The organism is Algoriphagus sanaruensis, assembly GCF_001593605.1.
GTDB classification, from domain to species: Bacteria; Bacteroidota; Bacteroidia; order Cytophagales; family Cyclobacteriaceae; genus Algoriphagus; species Algoriphagus sanaruensis.
On record NZ_CP012836.1, the window covers coordinates 2,609,156 to 2,629,642 of the forward strand.

A 20,487-nucleotide genomic window follows, 5' to 3' on the forward strand; every position below is an offset into this window, starting at 1 on the left:
AAAAGCTTATTTTATAGGTTGATGATAAGTTTATTGTGAACCAATATAGCCCAAATACTTTCTATTTCAATCCAGAGGCACTTTTTTTTGAATTTTTTTTTATTCTCCAAAAGCAAGTGCAATCTCAGAGGTCTTGTATTGGCCAGAAGTCAACTTGTCTTTGATCGCTGAGAAGGCTGCAACAGTCTCTGCTACGTCTTCCATTGTATGTACTGCTGTAGGAATTAATCTCAAGATAATCATTCCTTTAGGTACCACTGGATAAATTACTACTGAGCAGAAGATATTGTAGTTTTCTCTCAAGTCATGAGATAATGCTGCAGCTTCACCTACTGTACCATTCAAAACTACAGGTGTAACAGGAGAATTAGATTTACCTGTGCTAAACCCATTATCATGAAGTCCTTTTCGAAGTGCGTTCACCACTTTCCAAAGATTATCCTTCAATTCCGGACGAGTTCTGAGTAATTCAAGACGCTTCAAACCACCTTCTACCAATAGCATTGGAAGGGATTTCGCGAATATTTGGGAACGCATATTGAAGCGTAGGTAGTGAACTACTTTTTCTTCACCAGCAATAAATGCACCGATAGATGCCATTGATTTGGCGAAAGTAGAAAAGTACAAGTCCACTTCATTGATTACTCCTTGTTCTTCATGGGTACCTGCTCCTGTTTTTCCCATGGTACCAAAGCCATGCGCATCATCTACCAAAAGTCTGAATTCAAACTTTTTCTTCAGGTCACAAATTTCCTTCAACTTACCCTGATCCCCGGTCATTCCGAATACACCTTCCGTAATTACCAGAATTCCACCACCAGTTTCTGCAGCTAACTTTGTAGCGCGCTCTAATTGCTTTTCACAGTTTTCGATGTCATTGTGAGGGAAAACGTAACGCTTGCCCATATGCATTCTCAATGCATCAATAATACAAGCATGACATTCTGAATCATAAACCACGACATCTTTGCGGTCAAGAAGGGCGTCGATCACAGACATGATCCCTTGATACCCATAATTCAACAAATAGGCTTTTTCCTTACCTACAAAACTTGCAAGTTCATTTTCAAGCTGCTCGTGAAGGCTGGTTTGGCCAGACATCATTCGAGCTCCCATTGGATACGCAGCTCCCCATTTTGCGGCAGCATCAGCATCAGCTTTTCTTACTTCAGGGTGATTGGCTAATCCCAAATAGTTATTTAAGCTCCAGGTCAATACTTCACGTCCTTGGAATCTCATTCGGGGTGCGATTTCCCCTTCGAGTTTTGGGAACATGTAGTAGCCATCTGAAAACTGAGAATGTTTGCCCAATGGGCCCAGATTGGTGTGGAGTTTTGCAAATAGATCCAAAGCTTTATGAATTTTAGAGTGTGAATGATTGATGGGGTGTCCCTTAAAATCCGCCAAAAATAAAACTTTCAATCCGTTGAACCAAAATTGAATTTTAAACAAAATCAGATGGGGGCAAAACTTGACTTTTGACAAATAATCCTTTGAAATAACAGGGGGAAACAAAAGACCGAAGACTTAAGGAATTTCGGATTAACGGATTATTTCCCAAAACCAATTTGAGCCATGAGGTCAAATCCTAGTTGAGATTTTTATAAAACAGTAATTTCAATCTTAAGTCCGAAAATTATTTCCTTATTTCGCTTTCAGCCTATTTGGCTAAACCCAACTATAGCTAGAGAAAATGAAAAAGATCAAAAAACTTTTAGTTGCAAACCGTGGTGAAATTGCCCTTCGAATTATGCGAACCGCGAAGGAAATGGGGATTTCAACAGTTGCCGTTTATTCTGAAGCCGATCGACTAAGCCCACATGTGAAGTTTGCAGATGAATCGGTCTGCTTAGGACCACCTCCTTCCAATCAGTCTTACTTACTAGGTGATAAAATCATTGAAGTTTGCCAGCAACTTGAAATCGACGCTATTCATCCAGGATATGGATTTCTTTCTGAGAATGCTGTATTCGCCCAAAAAGTAAAAGATGCAGGACTCATTTTTATAGGACCATCTCCAGAGTCAATTGAGGTTATGGGATCTAAGCTTGCAGCAAAACAAGCTGTTGCTAAATACAACATTCCCTTGGTTCCAGGAACTGAAGAAGCAATTTCTGATTTGGAAGCTGCCAAAGCCAAAGCAAACGAAATCGGATATCCTATTTTGATCAAAGCATCTGCTGGAGGGGGCGGAAAAGGCATGCGAATCGTCGAATCAGAAGGTGAATTCGAAGAGCAAATGCAACGAGCTGTTTCTGAAGCTCAATCTGCATTTGGAGATGGAGCTGTGTTTATCGAAAAATACATCACTTCACCTCGACACATTGAAATCCAGGTACTTGGAGACCAGCATGGAAATCTAGTTTATCTATTTGAGCGCGAATGCTCCATCCAACGAAGACATCAAAAAGTAATCGAAGAAGCACCTTCTGCCGTTGTTTCGCCAGAAATGCGCAAGGCAATGGGAGAGGCAGCAGTGGGTGTAGCCAAAGCATGTGGCTATTATGGTGCCGGGACCGTGGAGTTTATCGTAGATGATCAGCTCAACTTTTATTTTCTGGAAATGAACACGCGCCTCCAAGTGGAGCATCCTGTGACAGAAATGATCACGGGAAAAGATTTGGTTCAAGAACAGATCAAAATTGCCGAAGGTCATCCGCTTTCTTTCCAGCAAGAAGACCTTAAAATCCATGGGCACTCCATAGAAATTCGTGTTTATGCCGAAGACCCGAAAAACAATTTCCTACCAGATATCGGAAAACTTCAAACTTATAAAAGACCGCAGGGACCTGGAATCCGAGTCGATGATGGGTTTGAAGAAGGAATGGAAATCCCAATCTATTACGATCCCATGATTGCCAAATTGATCACTCACGGGGAAAATCGTCAGGATGCAATTGCTAAGATGATCCGAGCGATCAATGAATATCGGATTACTGGCATCCAGACGACACTTGATTTTTGCCGATTTGCTTTGCAACATGAAGCGTTTGTTTCAGGTCAGTTTGACACCAAATTTGTGGATCGATATTTCAAACCTGAGCTATTAGAGCCTGTATTTACAGAAGAGGAAAAGGAAATACTTGTAGCTTTGGCAGTTACTTTTTTTGAAAAAGCAGATCAAAAAATCAACCCAATTCAAGCTATCAATTCAGCACCAAGCACCAATTGGAAAAATAGGCTGATCTAATGGCAGAAATTTTACCACTAAAAGCCTGGAGATATCACGATCGATTTCTCGAGGAATTAGATCATTTAATGTCTCCCTTGTTTGATGTGATTTCCAGCAAGCAACGGGAGATTTTATACCAAAATCCATTCAATAGCATTCATTTATCTGTTCCTCAAGGAGATGATTCTTTGATTTTAGCTAAAGAAAGACTTCTCAACTGGAAAAAAGAACAGGTAATTGTTCAAGATCCTGTCCCAGGAATCTATGTCTATTACCAATATTTTCGGGTTTCTGGTGATCAGAAAGAGCGATGCCGTAAAGGTTTTATTGCTCAGATAAAAGCCTATGACTGGGAGGAAAAGATCATCTTAAGGCATGAAGACACTCGCGTAGCCGCAGTCCAGGATCGAATAGATCTCTTGCACGCGACAGAAATTCAATCCAGCCCAACTCATGGTTTGTTTGTTGACCCTCTGAAAGAATTGGAAGTTCACATGGATGAAGCCATTTCCCAACCTTTGTATGAATTGGAGGATTATCAGGGAGTGCGTGAAGTTTTAGGGGTTATTCAGGATCCTGAAATCATCAAAATATTTATCCATACGCTCAAAGATCAACCCATCATCCTGGCAGACGGTCATCATCGAATGGAAGCCTCCATTCAATATAGGATGAGCAAAAAAGAGAATCTGACTAATAGTCTTTGGAAGGCCTCTGATTACCATTTAATGTATTTGACTCCGGTTGGAGGGAATGATTTAATGGTGCTACCCACGCATCGGCTGTTTTATGGGGAGATTTCAAGCCAAGAAAAATTTCTTGAGAAACTATCTGAATGGTTTCAAATCCGTGGTTTTGAGGATGGAGAAGAGTTTTCTACCTATTCCTTTACCAAGCCATGGTCTTTCGGCTTAATTTTCCATGATCGATCCTATTTGATCCGATTGAAGCCAGAAAAATGGCAGGAGGTTCGCCCAGAATTACCTGATTCCCTTCGACGAGTGGATTTGGTTATTCTTCATGATCTTGTTTTTGATAAGGTATTGGGAATTAATTCCAAGAAGCAAAAAACCACCACAGAAATTGGATACGAGCGAAATTTTGCTCGCTGCCTACACGAAGTCCAATCTGGAAAGGCAAGTTTTGCGATCATTACCCGCGAAATCGAAATGGATCAAATTCTGGAGGTTTGTAAATCCGGACACGTATTGCCGCAAAAATCCACCTATTTTTATCCAAAAACCCTCGGAGGGTTGTTATTTGCAAGCATCAACCAAGAAGAGTTTGACTATGACTACAGCATCTTTCTTAGCTAATCTAAAGGATAAAAAAGTGATCCTGGGTTCTAATTCTCCACGACGAAAAGAGCTGCTCGGTGGATTGGAAGTTGATTTTGAAGTTAGAGTCAATCCGGTGGATGAGACTGTCCCAGCTGATATTCCTGCTGAGTTTGTAGCTGCTTATCTATCCAAACTCAAAGCAGAAAACTTCCCCGCTCTTCAAGACAATGAGATTTTGATCACAGCGGATACGGTGGTGATTCATGAGGGGAAAATTTTAGGAAAACCCAATTCTGACCAAGAGGCTTTTGAAATGATCAAAAGCTTATCTGGCTCTACACATTTAGTGATGACCGCGGTAACCATTATGGATCGACTGAAAAGAATCACACTTGAGGATGAGGCAAAAGTGACCTTTAGATTTTTAGAGGAAGAGGAAATTTGGCATTATATCAAGAAATACCAGCCATTTGATAAAGCAGGGGCGTATGGAATTCAGGAATGGATTGGCTTTATAGGAGTTAGTGCTATTGAGGGTTCTTATTTCACGGTGATGGGTTTTCCTCAGCATTTGGTTTATCAGCAATTAAAAAAATGGTAATCTTTAGGTTTACCAAGCATTTACTCCAAGCCCACAAAACGTCTTGTATTACCTTCAGCAAATCCATATTCCAGTAGAAAAGGAAACCTTTTTTCCCTTTTCAGTTCCTGCCTTTGCAAAGCAGGATAGACTTATCTTGGAGCAACCGATCTCGGTTTTCGTGGGTGAAAATGGCTCTGGAAAATCGACTTTATTAAAGGCTCTTGCCCTCAAAATCAATCTGCCGGCCATCGGAAGTTTAGATTTGGAGACCGATGAGACTTTGGATGGATTTCGTTCATTTTCTAATTCCATTCGACTGATTTGGAATAAAAACCGAAACTATCGGGGATTCTTTTTCAGGGCAGAAGACTATTTTGGATTTGTAAAGCGATTGAAAAACATTGACGTGGAATTAAAAAATGACATCGTCGATTTCGAAAAAAACTTGAGTGGGTATGGTCGGAAAATCGCTGTAGGTGCTGTCAATGGGCAAAAGGAAGCCTTAACCCGAAAATACGGTGATTTAACACAAGTCTCTCATGGTGAAGGCTTTTTGAAAGTCTTGCAATCCAGAATTCAGACTGAAGGAATTTATCTTATCGATGAACCTGAAGCAGCGCTTTCGCCCCAACGCCAATTAGCACTCTTCTCCATGATCAAATCAATGGCTGCAAACCAAGGTTGTCAATTTATCATTGCAACGCATTCTCCGATTTTAATGAGTTTACCCCAAGCTCAAGTTTTTCAATTTGATGAGAGTGGAATTAATCCGATTAATGTGGAAGAAACGGAGCATTTCACCATCATGAAAAACTTTTTAAACAATCCCGATAGCTTTCTAAGGTTTCTTTGAATCTCTTCCGATAAAATTCTGAACACCCATAAAATAGGGCATTTGGTAAAAATTTCGGTCAAAATAAACATAGGCCCCACAACCCATATGGGTAAAAGCAGGATTTAATAAGTTTTGTCGATGCCCGGGAGAATTAATCCAAAGGTTGACCATGGATTGAGCCAACGAAAAATAGGAGTGGGGAGGAATGAGCTCTTGCTTGGCGGTTAAATACCTGAATTCCCCGGCTTGAATTGGCTTTTTAACTTTTTTGCCTTCCTCATATTGTATCCCAAAGGTGCTACAAATATTTTCTCCGATATAAGGAGGATTGATCCCTGATCGATTTAGTCGATCCCGAAGTGTTCGACGAAATCGAATGGGACTGACATGACCATAAAACGAATGTTTCACCATATCCTCCGCATGGCCAAAGGCAGCTTGACCAGCTTCTTTCGAATAGGAAAATGCGGGCAAACCCGACTTTTGGCGGAAATCATTGGTTAAATGAAAAATGGCGGCAGTTAGCAACGCATAATCCACAGATTTGAAATTAATCGCTTGATAAAGCCGTGGATTTGAAAGAAACTGATCCCGTTCCTGAAAGATATAATCGGGAGATTTTAAAGTACTTCCACCTAAAAACCCTACGGAAAGTATGCAAAACGACCAATAAATAAGCTTCGACATTTCCAAGATTGATTGATTCTAGGACGTTGTCGAAGCCAATTTATTTTTTGTCACTTCAAATTTTTAATTCATTTGTTTAGGAGCGCTGGATTGAATTATTCCAGATGCTTGGTGAATTGCCTGAGAAATGTCTTTTCCGCTAGGCTGTTGGAATAGATCGAGCTCAAAAAAGGTCGCAGCAGCCAGCAAATGGTCAAAAATATCAGCTTGTATTTCTTCGTATTCCAGCCACTCCGTAGTGTTGGTAAAGCAATAGAGCTCAATCGGAATTCCTCGATCCTCGATAGTCAATTGACGAACCAGGATGGTCATGTTTTTTCGAATTCGAGGATGGTGATGAAGATAGCTTTCAATGTACTTTCGAAATACGCCAAGGTTGGTCATCCTCCTTCCATTGATCAATATCGAGGTATCGATTTGATGGGATTGATTGTATGCTTCGATTTCCTTTTGGCGTTTGGTTAAGTAGTTAGAAATAAGCTGAATGCCCTGCAAATGCTCACGTTGATTTTGGTCAATAAATTTCACAGAATGAGCATTCACATAAATAGCTCGCTTAATCCTTCTTCCACCGCTTTCGACCATTCCTCGCCAGTTTTTAAAACTATCTGTGATGAAGTAGTAGGTTGGAATTGTGGTAATCGTTCGGTCAAAGTTTTGAATTTTCACCGTATGCAAATTGATCGCAATGACATTTCCATCGGCATTAAACTTGGGCATTTCTACCCAGTCCCCAACACGAACCATATCATTGGAGGACATTTGGACACTGGCAACCAATCCTAGAATCGTATCCTTGAAGACCAACAACAGGACTGCCGTCATCGCTCCAAAAGCACTTAAAAAGTAAATGGGAGATTTCCCCATCAAAAGGGAAAGAATTAAAATCGCAGCAGTGATATACAGGATAATCCGAATCAGCTGGAAGTAGGAGGAAAGCGGTTTATCCTTGAACGTATCCTGTTTGGACAAAGCGAATTCACCAACCTTCAGGAAAGACTTGACAATAGACAGACCCACCAAAATCAAATAAGAGTCGGTCAGCTTGATCACCATTGGAATCAATGACTCAAAGTCCTGAAAAATCTCACTGACCACCTGCTTAAAAAACAAGGCAGGAATTAAATGCGAGACGTTATTGAGTACCTGATGCTCGGCCAAAAAATCATCCCAAGTGATTGGGGATTTTTTAACAAGGCGATAGATGTAATTCTGAATGATTTTTTTGGTGATCCAAAAAATCAACAAACTGACTAGAATGGTTGCGAAAAGAAGAATTCCCAAACGGAAGTAAATTACACTTGGTTCAGGAATTCCAGATTTGACAAGGATTTCTTCGATCCAAAGTTCGAGTTGGTCCATGAGTGATTGCATGAATGCTTTTGTTTTTTCTCAGAAATGAGCTGGCAAAGTTATTAAAATCAAAAACCCAAGCCAGTCATCCAATGAATAACTGACTTGGGTAGGGGTACTCTTCACCTCGAATTGAGGGGATCAGTTGTCTTGTGGTATTGAGAAAAAAAGCTGAATAACTTCCTTAGGCGTACATGCTCGGCCCAAGTTTTCATCCTGAAGGTAAACCTGAAGGTTATACTCCAATTCGAAGATCAGTCCATTGATGAATACTGGATCCATGTTCAATTGCTTGACAAAATGAGCATTTTTGTGCGCGCCTGAAACAGAGATTCCATAAGAATGGAAGACCTCAACAGCCTTTTTAAGTTTAGAAAATGGTTGGTTCATAGTTTTCAAATTTTGGGAGGTAGTAGTTTATACATCACCGGAGTGACAATTCTTGAAAGCAAAGTCGAACTTATCAATCCGCCAATAAGCACTACGGCCAAAGGCGAGATCAAAGGGTTGGTACTAAGTGCGATTGGAATCAATCCTCCAATTGCGGTAATGGTCGTCAATACGATCGGCAAAAACCGAATTTCTCCTGCTTCACGTATGGCAAGGTCCAAAGGTTTTCCTTCTTGTCTCAGTTGATTGGTAAAATCAACCAACAGGATGGATGTTTTTACCTCGATTCCAGCTAACGCAATCAAGCCAATAATCGCTACAAAGGACAAAGAGTTCCCAGTCATCCAAAGTGCGATCAGCGCTCCTACCATGCCCAGTGGAATGACCGACAATACGATAATTGTGCTTTTAAAGGTTTTGAAAAGCAAAATTAAAACAGCGATAAAGAGGAAGACGGTGACAATAATTACGGTATTAAAGCCTGCAAAAGACTCTTGTCTGGTCTCATATTCTCCTCCCATCGTATAAGAATAGCCTTCTGGCAATTCCATTTGATTCATGTTGGCAATCACTTCTTCAATCACTCGGTCTGCAAGAACTCCCTGATTCACAAAGGATGAAACAGAAACGGAGCGCTCTTTATTGAAATGATCAAAGGACAACATACTACTTTCAAAAGTCAAACTCGCCACCTGAGCAAGTGGTATTCCTACTCCTTGAAAGTTGTTGACATATAAATTCTCAAAAGATGTTAATGTAGCTCGATCAGGACGAGGGGAAGTGATTAAGATGCTTCGTTCCACATCATTTTGATCTGTAAATGACCCAAGTTCAAGTCCAGCTAATGCAAGCCGTACTGTCCGATCAATATCTGAGGTATTGATCCCGAGTTGACGAGCTTTTTCCTTATTGATAGCGACTTTGATATCGGTCTTTAGGTTCGCCACTGGATTATTGACGTAAATAGTACCATTGGTTTGCTTCAACATGGTTTCAACCTTTTGGGCTAGATTTCTCAACGTATCCAGATTTTCCCCTGATAGTCTTACCTCAACGGGAGCCGTTACCGGAGGGCCTTGCTCAAAGTTTTTCACTTCCACCTTGGCACCAACAAATTGTGAAAACTTGGATTTGAGCTCTTCAATGATTTGCAACTTACGAGGAGGAGAAGTCTCTGGCTTAAGTTGGACAAAGATCTGCCCATAATCCGTCCGTTCATTTTCAGGTATCTCGTTATAATAAATTCTTGGATTACCTTTTCCCACGTTAGTCGCGAAATTCAATAACTCTGGAATAGTCGATAATTCTGCTTCTACTTTTCGAGTGACTTCATCCGTTGTATTGAGATTGGACTGTAAGGAAGTTGTGATATTGACTAAAAACTGAGGTTTTTCTGATGGGGGAAATAGGCTGAAACCAATCACCGGAAACAAACTCAGTGATCCAAGAAATACCGTTCCTGCAATCAATAATGTAACTACGGGCTTGCTGAGTGCCTTCTCCAAAAGTGGGGCATAGCTCATTTGAATCCCTTTTTGAAACAAGTCATATACCTTATTGGTATGGTCAGGACCTTTGTCTTTAAGCATCCAAGTAGAAAGGAAAGGGATGATCGTCAGGGAAACCAACATGGAAGCCAATACGCTCATAATTACCGCCATCGGTAAGCTTCTAACAAAATCACCTGAACCTTCAGGTAGAAAAACTAATGGCAAAAAGGCAATAATCAAGGTCACGGTGCAACCTACTACTGAAAGCGAAATTTGCTGGGTTGCCTTCAGTGCAGCTTCTTTTTTGGTGTAGCCTTCGCGAATCCAGCGCTCGATATTTTCAACTACTACGATACTGTCATCCACCAAAAGTCCCAAGGCCACTACCAAACCCACAATACTCAATTGATTAAGTCCGTAACCCAGTGCATTGAGCAAGACTAAACCAATCGCTAAGGAAAGCGGGATGGAAATCATGACAATGATCGAAGCCCTATTTCCAAGTGGGAGCAAGGTGATAAAAACCAAAGCAATGGCTATCAGAAAATCTACTCCCAAACCACTCAATCGTCGATTTACATAGTTGGCTTGATCAAAGGCGACAACTAGTTCAATATTATCAGGCAACTGTTTTTCTACCTTTTCAATTGCAGCCAGATAGGTTTCCTGCACTTTCGAAATATTGTTTCCTTCTTTCAACGCAGCAGTGACAAATACAGAACGGTATCCATTCAATCTTGTCAAGTGCTTGGACTCTTCAAAATCTTCATAAACCGAAGCAACGTCTTTAAGCTTAACTGTTTTTCCTTGAAAGCTGTAAATGATAGTTTCCGCAATTTCTTCTAATGAGGAATAATTGCCACTGGTTTTGACATTGAAAGATTTACTTCCAGCTTCTACCTGTCCGCCTGGAATATTGCTCAATTCACCTTGAATACTTCCCAAAATCGCATTGAGGGGAATATTCATTTCTGCAATTTTTTCAAGTTGCAGGTCTATACGAACGAGTTGATCTGGTAAACCAAACAAGTCAACCTTTTTCAATTGAGTGATTTTTTCAAGTTCGTCTTGAAGTAATTCTCCCGATTTTTTGAGGCTTTCTCTGGAAGCATTTTCACTGATCAATGCAATCTGAAGTACATTGACATCAGATGGACGAACTCTATTGATCTTAATAGAGAAAATATCCGCAGGGAGCTCCGGTCGGACGGAATTAACCTCTCTGACTAACTCTTGGTACTTCTCATCTACATCTTCATTGTAGTTGTAATCCACCTTCATCACGGCTACACCGTCTTTGATTTCGGTTTTGATCTGCTTAATACTTTCAAGGGCATAGATGGCTTCTTCTAAAGGATCCACCACCAGCTCTTCCATATCTTCCGGACTAGCACCGGGATAAATCACAACCACAGGAAACTGCGGAGAATCAATCACAGGATCCTCACTTCGAGGCATATTCAAAAAGGTGGTCAACCCCACCGCAACTGTCATCAAAAAGATGACAAGCGTAAATTGATAGTTCTTTACGGCAAAATCTGAGATCTTCATTTGTTCTTGATTTCGATTGTTGAACCATCCGTCAAATAGGCACTTCCAGTTACAATGAGCTGATTATAGCCCTCCAGTCCAGAAAGTACTTGAACAGATTGATCTGAAATGCTTCCCAATTTGACCTGGATTTTTTTGGCTATTTTTCGCTCAGAACTTACAAATACATATCCTGTATCACCCTGTGCATCCAAAAGGGCTTGATAGGGGATTTGCCACCCTTCCTTTTGAACCTTTGGAGTGAGTACCACTTTACCAAACATGCCCGATGCAAGATTTAAATTCTTATCCTCAGAAGGCTTGACTTCAATCCAATACGTTCCTGTTTGAGGGTCTGCGGCTTGACTTTTTCGAATAATGGAACCATTCACTCCAGTTTCACTAGTAGCAGGGTAGAGGATAGCAGGATCACCGACAGCCAACAGATTCCATTGCTGATCGGTAACTGAAACTTGGAGAACCCAACTGTCATTTTTGGCTCCATTTACCTGTAAAACAGGTGAACCTGAAGCGATTAATTGACCAGGATTCGCAAATTTCCGTAGCACAAATCCACTTTTGGAAGCTCGGATTTGAGAGTAGTTTAGGTTAAACTCTGCTGCCTTTACTTGTTGTGCAGCGATGTCCAATCCAGTTTTTGCATTTTCCAATTGCTCCAAGGTAGCGACACTATCTTTGAACAATCGCTCTACGCGTTGCTGATCGCGTAATGCCTTTTCAAAGGAAAGTTTAGCTTGAGCAAGTCCAGCTTGAATTTCGGTCAGATCCAAAGTAGCCAAAAGCTGACCTGCCTTTATTTCATCTCCTTCATTCACCAGAATTTTGGAAATAACCCCTCCAATCTTAAAGGAAAGTAAGGTTTCATCCTTAGTTGTAAACGTACCGCTCGCTGTGATTTCGGAGGAAAAGGAACTTTGTTGGAGTGAAATAACCTCAACAGGAATAGCAGTCCCCTTCTGGGGAAGGGATGTTTCAGTTTCGGTTTCAGTTTGGCCACAAGCGACACTTAGACCTGTGACTAGTAGTAAGATTGCTTTTGAAAAATGGTTCATGGCTTAGGAGTTTCAGTGTGGAGTTGTCTTTCTAGTTGTGCGTTTGCTTTAAGCAGTTTGTAAGTGCTTAGATTTTTTTGAAGCGATGCTGTTGTCAATTGATTTCGTGCATCGATAAACTCGATCAGGGAATTTACCCCTTCCCGGTATCCTCGCTCCACAAGGCGGAAATAAGCAGTGGCAGAGGAAAGCTTTTTGGTAGCGGATTCTAAAGCGGCTTTTTGGGTGATTATTTCATTTTTAGCTAACTGTAAATCCAATTCCAATTTTTGATCGAGAAGTTGTTGCTGGTTTTGTAAAGTTTGAATTCCCAGTTGAGCTCGTTGAATTTGAGTCCTGTTTCGATTTCCTTGGAAAATGGGAACGCTAAGATTTAATCCCCAAATCAAGTATCTAGATTGATTGTTGAATCTCCAGTCAAAAGCCTGTGAACCGAGATCTGCAAAGGTGTTGACCTTGGGAATCCAAAAGTTTTGGTTGGCTTTTAAGGCAGTTTGCTGAATCAGGGTGGCAGTTTGTACTCGGAGACTTTCTGGTTTACCTTGAATTGCCACCTCTTCCATCTCGCTAATTAACTTCAATGTGGATTGGTCAAGATCTTCTTTGACGATCTCGGTTGTCATGGGACGGTTGAGTAGAAAATTGAAATAATTGGCTGCATTCTTCTGCTGGTTTTTTGCTTCGATAAGCATAGCCTCGATGGTTTCTACCTCACTTTCTGCACGCAAGACCGAAGCAGGAAGTGCCTTTCCGTTAGCTTGCAGTGATTGATTTACTTTTAGATTTTGCTCTACTAGGCTTTTGCTACTTTCAATTACATCTACTGCAGTACTTGCCATACAATAATTGAAGTAGGCAATTTTGATATCCTGAATAAGGTTTGCCTGATAGATGGAAAGTTCATATTCAGAAAGTAAGCGCTGGTTTGCCCGGATTTGCTTTTGAGCGATCAAGTCAGGATTATACAAAGGCATAGAAACCCGAAATCGAGCATCATAAAAGTTATCCGGTAAAAACTGCTCGGAGACATTTTCCAATTGAGGAAAGGCATTGGAACCTGTCAACTGGTTAAGTGTAGTATAAACAGGATTTAGAAGATTACCTATAGGAATATCAATCGTCCGACCCCCACTTGCCAAGGTATAATTCGTACTGAAATCCAAAGAGGGGAGGAAGTAACTTTTGGCATCTTTCAAATCCAAAAGACTCTTTTCTAAATCAAGGTATTTCTCTTTTAATACAAGATTGTTTTTGATTCCTTCCTCGATATAGCCATCCAAAACGGACTGGGAATAACTAGTCGAAGGATGAAGAACAAAATATCCCAACAGAATAAGCAAGAAGTTTTTCATAGACAATTATTCAGTGTTATAAAATTAAACAGTGTTTAATGATTGAATAAATTTTTTTAAATCCGATCCAGCATTTTGAAAAACTCTTCCAAACCTTCCTCAACAATAGATTGCTGACGTTCTGGAAGAATAACTTCACAACGTTTTCGAATACTCAAGGAAACCATTCCATGTACAGTAGACCAAACCATGTAAGAAAGTGCCTCTGCATCGTGACCTTTAAAATATCCTTGCTCCATACACTCCATGATGGTTGATCGAAGATAATTGAAGGTACCACCACCTTCTTTCCAAGCATCATGTTCCGTATTTGCTACGTGATCTATGGGAGCTTCTTTGATAAACATAAGGTCGTACATATCAGGATTATCCATTGCAAAATTTACATAGATACTTCCCATGGCTTTGAGCCTTTCCAATGGATTCCTTACAGAGCCTAAGATGCTCATTTTGCTCATCAACTGACTAAATCCTCCCTGATGCAAGGCATGGAAGATTTCATTCTTGTCTCTGAAATAATGATAAATAATACCAGGACTGTATTCGATCAGATCAGCGATATTTCTGATGGAAGTCTTATCGATTCCTTTTTGAAGAAACAAGGTCTTTGCTGCCACGAGGATTCGCACGCGTAGTTCTTCTTTTTCTCTTTCTTTTCGATCGTTGATACCCATCTTTATTTATTGAACACTCAAATGTAATTAAACAGTGTTTAATGAAAAAAGTAAAATCTAAAATTTTTTGTCTTTTTCTGAAAAAAAGTTTTCAATCTACTTGAGATCAATCAATCGCATTAGTGATTTACCCAAACGTCAAGAATTTAATCTTGTAATGAATACACTACTAAATCATTAAGTCCAAAATTGATTTTCATTCTTGACCAAGGAGAACTCGGAAACACCAGGGAAGTCAATACCAGCTCTCCCTCATTGACAAATAGTTCAACAGAACTTGCATCCAGAAAAATCCGAATTTCTTCAGCTTTCCAACTCATCGGAGCAGAATGCATGGCATTAAAATCTTCATGAAAACTGCCTTTACCCGCTTTGGACCGATCAATAGTCACTAAACCATTCTCCTTGTTGATTGCTAATTCCTCTCCCAATTCATTGTAAAAAGTAATGTTAAATTGATCCTCAGAATTTACACTTGCCTGAATTTCAGTAGCTATTCCAGGAAGTTCAGATTCATTTTTGGAAATCGAATAGGTCTCTTTTCTAAGATTAATTAGTTCGCTTGCAGGCTTTGATTTCAACAAAAGCGTTCCATTGATATCCACTAGTTCCAATATCCGTGGCAAAGTAAGCGATGATCTCCAACTCGATGTTGGAACCACTTGAGCATAGAGCCAATTACTCATCCAACCTATAAATAAGGTTCTATTTTGCTCCTCAGGCAGATTCGACCAAGTTACCCCTGCATAATTATCCGGTCCATAGTCTAGCCATCGAATCATGGTATCGTCAGGAACAAATTGCCCATCCTGAAAATCGCCGATAAAATATTGAGTAGCCGAACCTTTCTGCGGACCACCAGGATTAATACTTACCAGTAAAACCCATTTATCAGTTCCATCCGGCGCTTTCATGGAAAGTAGGTCGGGACATTCCCACACGCCTCCGTGAGCACCCACTCCCTTTCCAAATTCCCCCAACAAACTCCAATTTTTCAAATCTAAGGACCTGTAAAACTGGACTTGGTCTTTAGCAGCTAGGGTCATGACCCAGGATTCTGTGCCGTCTGCTTGAGTCATTTTGCGAACTTTAGGATCTCGAAAATCCCTAACTCCTTGATTTGGAAGCACCGGATTTCCTTCATATTTCTCCCATGTTTTTCCCTTGTCTAACGAATAGGCAATACCTTGTTTTTGGTAATCAGAGGCGCCAGACCTTTCTCCTTCCATATCGTGGTAAGTAAAAATTGCAACAATCGGAGGGGTTTCCGAAGTACCTAATCCAGAGGAATTGGAACTATCGTATACGGCACTTCCAGAAAAAATATATCCTAGACTATCCGGATACAAAGCAATGGGTTGCTCTTCCCAATGGATCAAATCCTTCGAGGTAGCATGGCCCCAATGCATGGGGCCCCAAACGGTGCTATCTGGATAATGCTGAAAAAACAGATGGTATTCTCCTTCGATATAGATCAAACCGTTTGGATCATTCATCCATCCATTTTTCGGTGAAAAATGATAAAGCGGACGATAGATTTCTGTTTGCGTAGTCTGAAACTTGATTTCTTTTTCTTTCATGCAACCTGAAATGAAAAGAAGAATACTGAAAATAAGAGCGTATTTCTGCATTATTGAATAAAATAGAGAGATCAAAAATATTCAAATCATATCATCTACCCAGCAAAGTTCCAAGATCAATTCAAGGAAATATTTTTGCACTTTGACCTCATTGTATAGCTTTGTCGCTGAAACTAGTTTTTTTCAAATTCAATAGTTGTATAAAGTCACCCATTGTCATGCTGAATACAACTATTTAACATTTTAGAAACAGAAGAATAAACCCTATGAAAGGAATCATTTTGGCCGGAGGTTCCGGCACTAGACTTTATCCTTTAACCATTTCGGTAAGTAAGCAATTAATGCCTGTTTACGACAAACCGATGATTTATTACCCGCTATCTGTGTTAATGATGGCTGGCATCCGTGAAATTTTGATTATAACAACTCCTGATGATTCAGCATCTTTTCAAAAACTGTTGGGTGATGGATCGCAAGTTGGATGTCGATTTGAATATGCGGTTCAACCCAGTCCAGATGGGCTTGCACAGGCTTTTATTATTGGAGAGGAATTTATTGGAAAAGAAAAGGTGGCCTTAATCCTTGGGGATAATATTTTTTATGGATCTGGTTTACACAAAACACTTCAAGAAAATACTAATCCTGAAGGGGGAGTGGTCTTCGCCTATCACGTCAATGATCCTGAACGATATGGCGTCGTAGAATTTGATGAAAACCAAAAAGCGATTTCCATCGAAGAAAAGCCGGTTAACCCAAAGTCAAATTTTGCTGTTCCAGGGCTTTACTTCTATGATAATCAGGTCGTTGAAATTGCCAAAAACATCAAACCAAGTCCTAGAGGAGAATTGGAAATCACAGATGTCAATAATGAATACCTTAAAAAAGGGCAACTTCAGGTGGCGATATTAAACCGTGGAACTGCTTGGTTAGATACTGGTACCCATCAATCTCTCCTTCAAGCAGCCCAATTTGTTGAAGTAATCGAAGAGCGACAAGGATTGAAAATCGGTTGCATTGAAGAGATTGCTTTTAGAAATGGATTTATAGGAAAAGAACAACTGCTAAAAGCTGCCGAAAAGCTCGGAAAAAGTGGTTATGGAACTTACCTCAAGCGATTAGTAAAATAAATTCAACTCTATTTATTCGAAATACCGAGTATTTGAACCAAGATGCCTGGGCAAATACTCGGTATTTTTTTTAGAGTCGATCCAAGGAGATTCGAGAAGGCTTGGTCTGTTTTTTAAATTGACTCGGGGTTATGCCCGTTTCTTTTTTGAACTGGGCACTTAAATACGCGACACTGTTAAAGCCCAATTGATCCGTAATTTCAGCAAGAGTCTCTTCCCCATAAATCAGCAATTCTTTAATCTTTTCGGTCCGTTGTTTAGCTGTAAACCGCTCTATAGTTTGACCTTCCACACTTGAAAATAATCTACTCAAATACGAATAATCATGGGCCAATTCTCTGCTGAGAAATTCAGATAGATTGGATTCCGGCGGGTTTTCCTGATGATGGATCCGATCGATAATGATCGTTTTAATCCTTGAAATGAGGACAGATTTACTGTCCTCCAAAAGTTCGAAACCCGCCTGATTTAATTTTTCGCTTAGGGTTGAGCGAACCAGTTCTGTCAAATCTTCCGAAAGTTTAGCTTGCCCCAGTTCGACTTTAGCTGGAATATTCAGTTCATCAAAAATCCGTTCTACTGCCGCAATGCATCGTGGACAGACCATATTTTTTATCTGAAGGAAAGAATTTGACTTGTTTTCCATACTGATTTCAACCAATCATCGCGAATAAAAAGTTCAACCCAAATTTTGGAGAAGCCCAAATATTCAAATCAGCCAATCAATGCCTCCAGAATCAAATAAAATAAGGAAGGACAAACCAAACATCCCAAACCTGTATAAAAGGTGGCTGTTACTGCACCGTACGGAACCAGTTTCGGATCTGTTGCTGCTAGCCCCGCAGCTACCCCACTCGAAGTTCCCATAATTCCTCCAAATGCCATTGCTGCTCCGGAATGAGTTAATCCGACTGGTTTTGCTAGAATGGGAGTGAGGATCGTGACTGCAATTGTTTTTACTACTCCGATGCCAATGCTTAAGGCAATTACCTCTGAACTTGCTCCCAAAGCACCACCTGTCACAGGTCCGACGATATAGGTACAAGCTCCTGCACCAAGGGTACAAAGGCTTACCACATCTCTGTAACCCATCAACCAAGCCAAGACTACTCCAGAAATAAAAAATACTCCAATCCCCAAAACCAATGATACCAAACCTAAAAGGCCACTTTTCCGAATTAACATCCAGCTCGCGCCAATGGCTGTTGCAACTATTGCAAAGTCCCGGAACATTGAACCTCCCAAAAAGGATAAGCCCTTGAAGTATGCTAAATCCGCCAAACCTTTTTCTCCATTTCCTAACACACCTCCAATATATCCAGCAATCAAGGCAATGAAAATTGCCAAAGCAGAACCCGGAATTTTAGATTTAAACAGGTTTTTGGAAGCCCAATCGGAAAAGAAGGTTAATAAACCCACCAGCAAAAACGCCACAATCAACCCATTTTTATCGATCAAATTTTGAAACGAACTCATGATTTCAGTGATGATTTTTGAATAAGTAATTTAAGAACCACAAAAGCTATGATAACTGGAATTATGCCCGCAAAAACAGCCAGCAATCCAGAATTTACAGCGGATTTGACATTAAGACTTGCGGCCATGGCAATGACTACAGGGATGTATAGCTTATTCCAAAAGTCTACTCCAGACTCCCATTCCTCTTTCCAATATCCTTTATGACTTAAATAGGCTTTTGCAAGAATTAAAAAGACCATGGCAAAACCTACACCCCCGACATTGGAAGAAAGGCCAAATAATGATCCTAAAAGATCACCGAGCCACATCCCGAGAAGGAAAGAAATTGAAAGTACAGTTAGTCCTTTTATCATTTTAGCTGCTCGATTTTCAATTTGAAAAAAGTCCTTTGACCTCGTTTTTAACCACTTTTCCCATGGCATTTCGAGGCAATTCATCCACGATCAAATATTTTTTAGGGGTCTTGTAGGCTGGCATTTGAGTTCTGATCCATTGATTAAGGTCGGAAAAAGAAAGGATTGAATTAACCACCAAAGCACCTGCCACCAGCTCTCCCCATTCTTCATTTAGGATTCCCACTACGGCGCAATCTTTAATTTCAGGATGTTTTCTTAGCACTTCTTCGATCTCCAAAGCTGATATTTTATAGCCCCCTGATTTAATGATATCTACCGAATCTCGGCCCAAAATCCTAAAATACCCTTCCTCTACCACCGCTATATCTCCAGTTTTAAACCAACCGTCGAGGGTAAAGGATTTTGCAGTAGCTTCTGGCTTGCCCCAGTATTCTTTAAAGACAGAAGGTCCCTTGATCTGAATTTCTCCGGGCTGGCCATTTTCTACAGCTCGATTGGATTCATCCACAAGACGAACCTCAACTTTAGGAAGGGGTTGACCAATAAATCCAGCTCTTCGTTCTCCACGGTAAGGATTACTAATTGCCATTCCGATCTCAGTCATTCCATAGCGCTCCAAAAGGTAATGGCCAGAAATACTTTGCCATTTTTCCATGACAGAAACAGGTAAAGCCGCAGATCCTGAAATCATCAATCGAACCTTCTTAAAGGAATTTGAAACTTCCTGTTTCTGATCCTCTGAATATCCATCAAAAGTTTGAATCAACTTAAAATAGATGGTAGGAACCGCCATAAAGACATTAATCTTTTCTTCAACAAAAAGTTGAAAAATCCCATCAGGATCAAATGGATAATTAAAATATACTGTAGCACCAGACCATAGGGCACAGCTTACCACATTGATAATCCCATGAACATGATGAAGCGGCAATACGCAAACGGTTCGATCCTCTTCGGTCCATTCCCAAGCTTGAATTAGGGTACTGATTTGAGATTCAATCGTATCATGGGTGGTTAGGACTCCTTTTGGTAAACTTGTGGTTCCCGAGGTATATAAAATCATTGCTCCACGATCTCCAGAAACATCAGGCAATTGTCCCTGATTTTCAAACTCGGAATTTGCTGTAATCACAATCCACCTTTTCTCTTTCTCTAGGACATAGGATTGCAAAAGTTCTTCGAATTCAGGACCTACGACAACAATGTCAGCTCCGGTATCTTCCAAGACATAAATCAAGGAGGGGAGAGGATAAGAAATCGAAAGAGGGACTGCTATTCCTCCCGCTTTCCAAATTCCCCACTGCACAGTCACATAATCCATTCCTGGATTAACCATAAAAGCCACTCTGGCATCGTTCAAATCAGATTTTCCATCCAACAGGTAAGCCGCAAAATCATTACTTCGTTCATTGAGATGTTGGTAGGTGAAGGTACCCGTATGATCGATAATGGCTGTTTTTTGAGGTAGGTTTTTGGACTGATTAAAAAGGGAAATCATTGAAGTTAATTAGGTAATGGGTCAAATT

Annotated in this window: 18 protein-coding genes; 5 read left to right on the forward strand and 13 right to left on the reverse strand. The window is 40.4% G+C overall.

The features are described 5' to 3' along the window. Positions 1 to 99 precede the first annotated feature (99 nt). Positions 100 to 1,350 (reverse strand): aminotransferase class I/II-fold pyridoxal phosphate-dependent enzyme, encoded by a 1,251-nt coding sequence (locus AO498_RS11445; protein ID WP_067550445.1) that lies wholly within the window; start codon positions 1,348 to 1,350, stop codon positions 100 to 102. Positions 1,351 to 1,693: 343 nt separating this feature from the next. Here AO498_RS11445 and accC point away from each other — a divergent pair, with 343 nt between their 5' ends. The 4 genes from accC to AO498_RS11465 are packed head-to-tail and all read left to right on the forward strand — an operon-like array spanning position 1,694 to position 5,888. Further along, the gene (accC, locus tag AO498_RS11450; protein WP_067547609.1) at positions 1,694 to 3,190 is read left to right on the forward strand and encodes an acetyl-CoA carboxylase biotin carboxylase subunit; all 1,497 of its coding nucleotides are present in this window, start codon (positions 1,694 to 1,696) and stop codon (positions 3,188 to 3,190) included. Next, positions 3,190 to 4,488 carry a DUF1015 domain-containing protein gene (locus AO498_RS11455; protein ID WP_067547612.1) on the forward strand — a complete coding sequence of 433 codons (1,299 nt, stop codon included), beginning with the start codon at positions 3,190 to 3,192 and terminating at the stop codon, positions 4,486 to 4,488. The genes accC and AO498_RS11455 overlap by 1 nt, the downstream gene beginning before the upstream one ends. Next, positions 4,463 to 5,053, forward strand: coding sequence for a Maf family nucleotide pyrophosphatase (locus AO498_RS11460; RefSeq protein WP_067547614.1), 591 nt, complete (start codon positions 4,463 to 4,465; stop codon positions 5,051 to 5,053). Before AO498_RS11455 ends, AO498_RS11460 begins: the two co-directional genes overlap by 26 nt. Before the next feature lie 43 nt (positions 5,054 to 5,096). After that, entirely contained in the window at positions 5,097 to 5,888 is a 792-nt protein-coding gene (locus tag AO498_RS11465) for an AAA family ATPase (protein ID WP_067547617.1), read from the forward strand. Here AO498_RS11465 and AO498_RS11470 read toward each other — a convergent pair. From AO498_RS11470 to AO498_RS11505, 8 genes are all read right to left on the reverse strand, one after another. After that, positions 5,874 to 6,557, reverse strand: coding sequence for a CAP domain-containing protein (locus AO498_RS11470; protein WP_067547618.1), 684 nt, complete (start codon positions 6,555 to 6,557; stop codon positions 5,874 to 5,876). The two genes, AO498_RS11465 and AO498_RS11470, sit on opposite strands and share 15 nt — an antisense overlap. A 63-nt stretch (positions 6,558 to 6,620) precedes the next feature. Further along, positions 6,621 to 7,931: a mechanosensitive ion channel family protein gene (locus AO498_RS11475; protein ID WP_202814230.1), complete on the reverse strand. Its 1,311-nt coding sequence runs from the start codon at positions 7,929 to 7,931 to the stop codon at positions 6,621 to 6,623. Positions 7,932 to 8,051: 120 nt separating this feature from the next. Further along, positions 8,052 to 8,300, reverse strand: coding sequence for an acyl carrier protein (locus tag AO498_RS11480; RefSeq protein ID WP_067547620.1), 249 nt, complete (start codon positions 8,298 to 8,300; stop codon positions 8,052 to 8,054). A 5-nt stretch (positions 8,301 to 8,305) separates the two neighbouring features. Beyond that, on the reverse strand, positions 8,306 to 11,341 hold the full coding sequence (locus tag AO498_RS11485; protein WP_067547623.1) for an efflux RND transporter permease subunit: 3,036 nt from the start codon (positions 11,339 to 11,341) through the stop codon (positions 8,306 to 8,308). Beyond that, positions 11,338 to 12,393 (reverse strand): efflux RND transporter periplasmic adaptor subunit, encoded by a 1,056-nt coding sequence (locus AO498_RS11490; protein ID WP_067547624.1) that lies wholly within the window; start codon positions 12,391 to 12,393, stop codon positions 11,338 to 11,340. Before AO498_RS11490 ends, AO498_RS11485 begins: the two co-directional genes overlap by 4 nt. Continuing rightward, a complete protein-coding gene (locus tag AO498_RS11495; protein ID WP_067547631.1) occupies positions 12,390 to 13,745 on the reverse strand; it encodes a TolC family protein in 1,356 nt (451 codons plus the stop codon). The genes AO498_RS11490 and AO498_RS11495 overlap by 4 nt, the downstream gene beginning before the upstream one ends. Before the next feature lie 56 nt (positions 13,746 to 13,801). Next, positions 13,802 to 14,419 (reverse strand): TetR/AcrR family transcriptional regulator, encoded by a 618-nt coding sequence (locus tag AO498_RS11500; RefSeq protein WP_067547633.1) that lies wholly within the window; start codon positions 14,417 to 14,419, stop codon positions 13,802 to 13,804. Positions 14,420 to 14,565: 146 nt separating this feature from the next. Next, entirely contained in the window at positions 14,566 to 15,999 is a 1,434-nt protein-coding gene (locus AO498_RS11505; RefSeq protein WP_236778593.1) for a glycoside hydrolase family 32 protein, read from the reverse strand. 266 nt (positions 16,000 to 16,265) lie between these two features. Between AO498_RS11505 and rfbA the strand changes: the two genes are divergently transcribed. Continuing rightward, positions 16,266 to 17,126, forward strand: a complete 861-nt coding sequence (gene rfbA, locus AO498_RS11510) for a glucose-1-phosphate thymidylyltransferase RfbA (protein WP_067547637.1) — start codon at positions 16,266 to 16,268, stop codon at positions 17,124 to 17,126. A 70-nt stretch (positions 17,127 to 17,196) separates the two neighbouring features. On the opposite strand, the gene AO498_RS11515 is transcribed toward rfbA, so the two are convergent. The 4 genes from AO498_RS11515 to AO498_RS11530 form a co-directional block, all read right to left on the reverse strand. Then, positions 17,197 to 17,772 carry a helix-turn-helix domain-containing protein gene (locus AO498_RS11515; RefSeq protein WP_067547641.1) on the reverse strand — a complete coding sequence of 192 codons (576 nt, stop codon included), beginning with the start codon at positions 17,770 to 17,772 and terminating at the stop codon, positions 17,197 to 17,199. A gap of 68 nt (positions 17,773 to 17,840) precedes the next feature. Next, positions 17,841 to 18,602: a malonate transporter subunit MadM gene (madM, locus tag AO498_RS11520; protein WP_067547643.1), complete on the reverse strand. Its 762-nt coding sequence runs from the start codon at positions 18,600 to 18,602 to the stop codon at positions 17,841 to 17,843. Continuing rightward, the gene (locus AO498_RS11525; protein WP_067550450.1) at positions 18,599 to 18,958 is read right to left on the reverse strand and encodes a malonate transporter subunit MadL; all 360 of its coding nucleotides are present in this window, start codon (positions 18,956 to 18,958) and stop codon (positions 18,599 to 18,601) included. The genes madM and AO498_RS11525 overlap by 4 nt, the downstream gene beginning before the upstream one ends. Before the next feature lie 16 nt (positions 18,959 to 18,974). Further along, the gene (locus tag AO498_RS11530; protein WP_067547649.1) at positions 18,975 to 20,459 is read right to left on the reverse strand and encodes an acyl-CoA synthetase; all 1,485 of its coding nucleotides are present in this window, start codon (positions 20,457 to 20,459) and stop codon (positions 18,975 to 18,977) included. Between the last annotated feature and the right edge of the window lie 28 nt (positions 20,460 to 20,487).

What these genes read in the sequence shown, in the direction of transcription:
- madM (WP_067547643.1), bottom strand. Translation starts at nt 18,602, where the DNA reads ATGAGTTCGTTTCAAAATTTGATCGATAAAAATGGGTTGATTGTGGCG.
- AO498_RS11525 (WP_067550450.1), bottom strand. Translation starts at nt 18,958, where the DNA reads ATGATAAAAGGACTAACTGTACTTTCAATTTCTTTCCTTCTCGGGATG.
- AO498_RS11455 (WP_067547612.1), top strand. Translation starts at nt 3,190, where the DNA reads ATGGCAGAAATTTTACCACTAAAAGCCTGGAGATATCACGATCGATTT.
- accC (WP_067547609.1), top strand. Translation starts at nt 1,694, where the DNA reads ATGAAAAAGATCAAAAAACTTTTAGTTGCAAACCGTGGTGAAATTGCC.
- AO498_RS11470 (WP_067547618.1), bottom strand. Translation starts at nt 6,557, where the DNA reads ATGTCGAAGCTTATTTATTGGTCGTTTTGCATACTTTCCGTAGGGTTT.
- AO498_RS11460 (WP_067547614.1), top strand. Translation starts at nt 4,463, where the DNA reads ATGACTACAGCATCTTTCTTAGCTAATCTAAAGGATAAAAAAGTGATC.
- AO498_RS11530 (WP_067547649.1), bottom strand. Translation starts at nt 20,459, where the DNA reads ATGATTTCCCTTTTTAATCAGTCCAAAAACCTACCTCAAAAAACAGCC.
- AO498_RS11495 (WP_067547631.1), bottom strand. Translation starts at nt 13,745, where the DNA reads ATGAAAAACTTCTTGCTTATTCTGTTGGGATATTTTGTTCTTCATCCT.
- rfbA (WP_067547637.1), top strand. Translation starts at nt 16,266, where the DNA reads ATGAAAGGAATCATTTTGGCCGGAGGTTCCGGCACTAGACTTTATCCT.
- AO498_RS11480 (WP_067547620.1), bottom strand. Translation starts at nt 8,300, where the DNA reads ATGAACCAACCATTTTCTAAACTTAAAAAGGCTGTTGAGGTCTTCCAT.
- AO498_RS11490 (WP_067547624.1), bottom strand. Translation starts at nt 12,393, where the DNA reads ATGAACCATTTTTCAAAAGCAATCTTACTACTAGTCACAGGTCTAAGT.
- AO498_RS11475 (WP_202814230.1), bottom strand. Translation starts at nt 7,931, where the DNA reads ATGCAATCACTCATGGACCAACTCGAACTTTGGATCGAAGAAATCCTT.
- AO498_RS11515 (WP_067547641.1), bottom strand. Translation starts at nt 17,772, where the DNA reads ATGGAAAACAAGTCAAATTCTTTCCTTCAGATAAAAAATATGGTCTGT.
- AO498_RS11485 (WP_067547623.1), bottom strand. Translation starts at nt 11,341, where the DNA reads ATGAAGATCTCAGATTTTGCCGTAAAGAACTATCAATTTACGCTTGTC.
- AO498_RS11505 (WP_236778593.1), bottom strand. Translation starts at nt 15,999, where the DNA reads ATGAAAGAAAAAGAAATCAAGTTTCAGACTACGCAAACAGAAATCTAT.
- AO498_RS11500 (WP_067547633.1), bottom strand. Translation starts at nt 14,419, where the DNA reads ATGGGTATCAACGATCGAAAAGAAAGAGAAAAAGAAGAACTACGCGTG.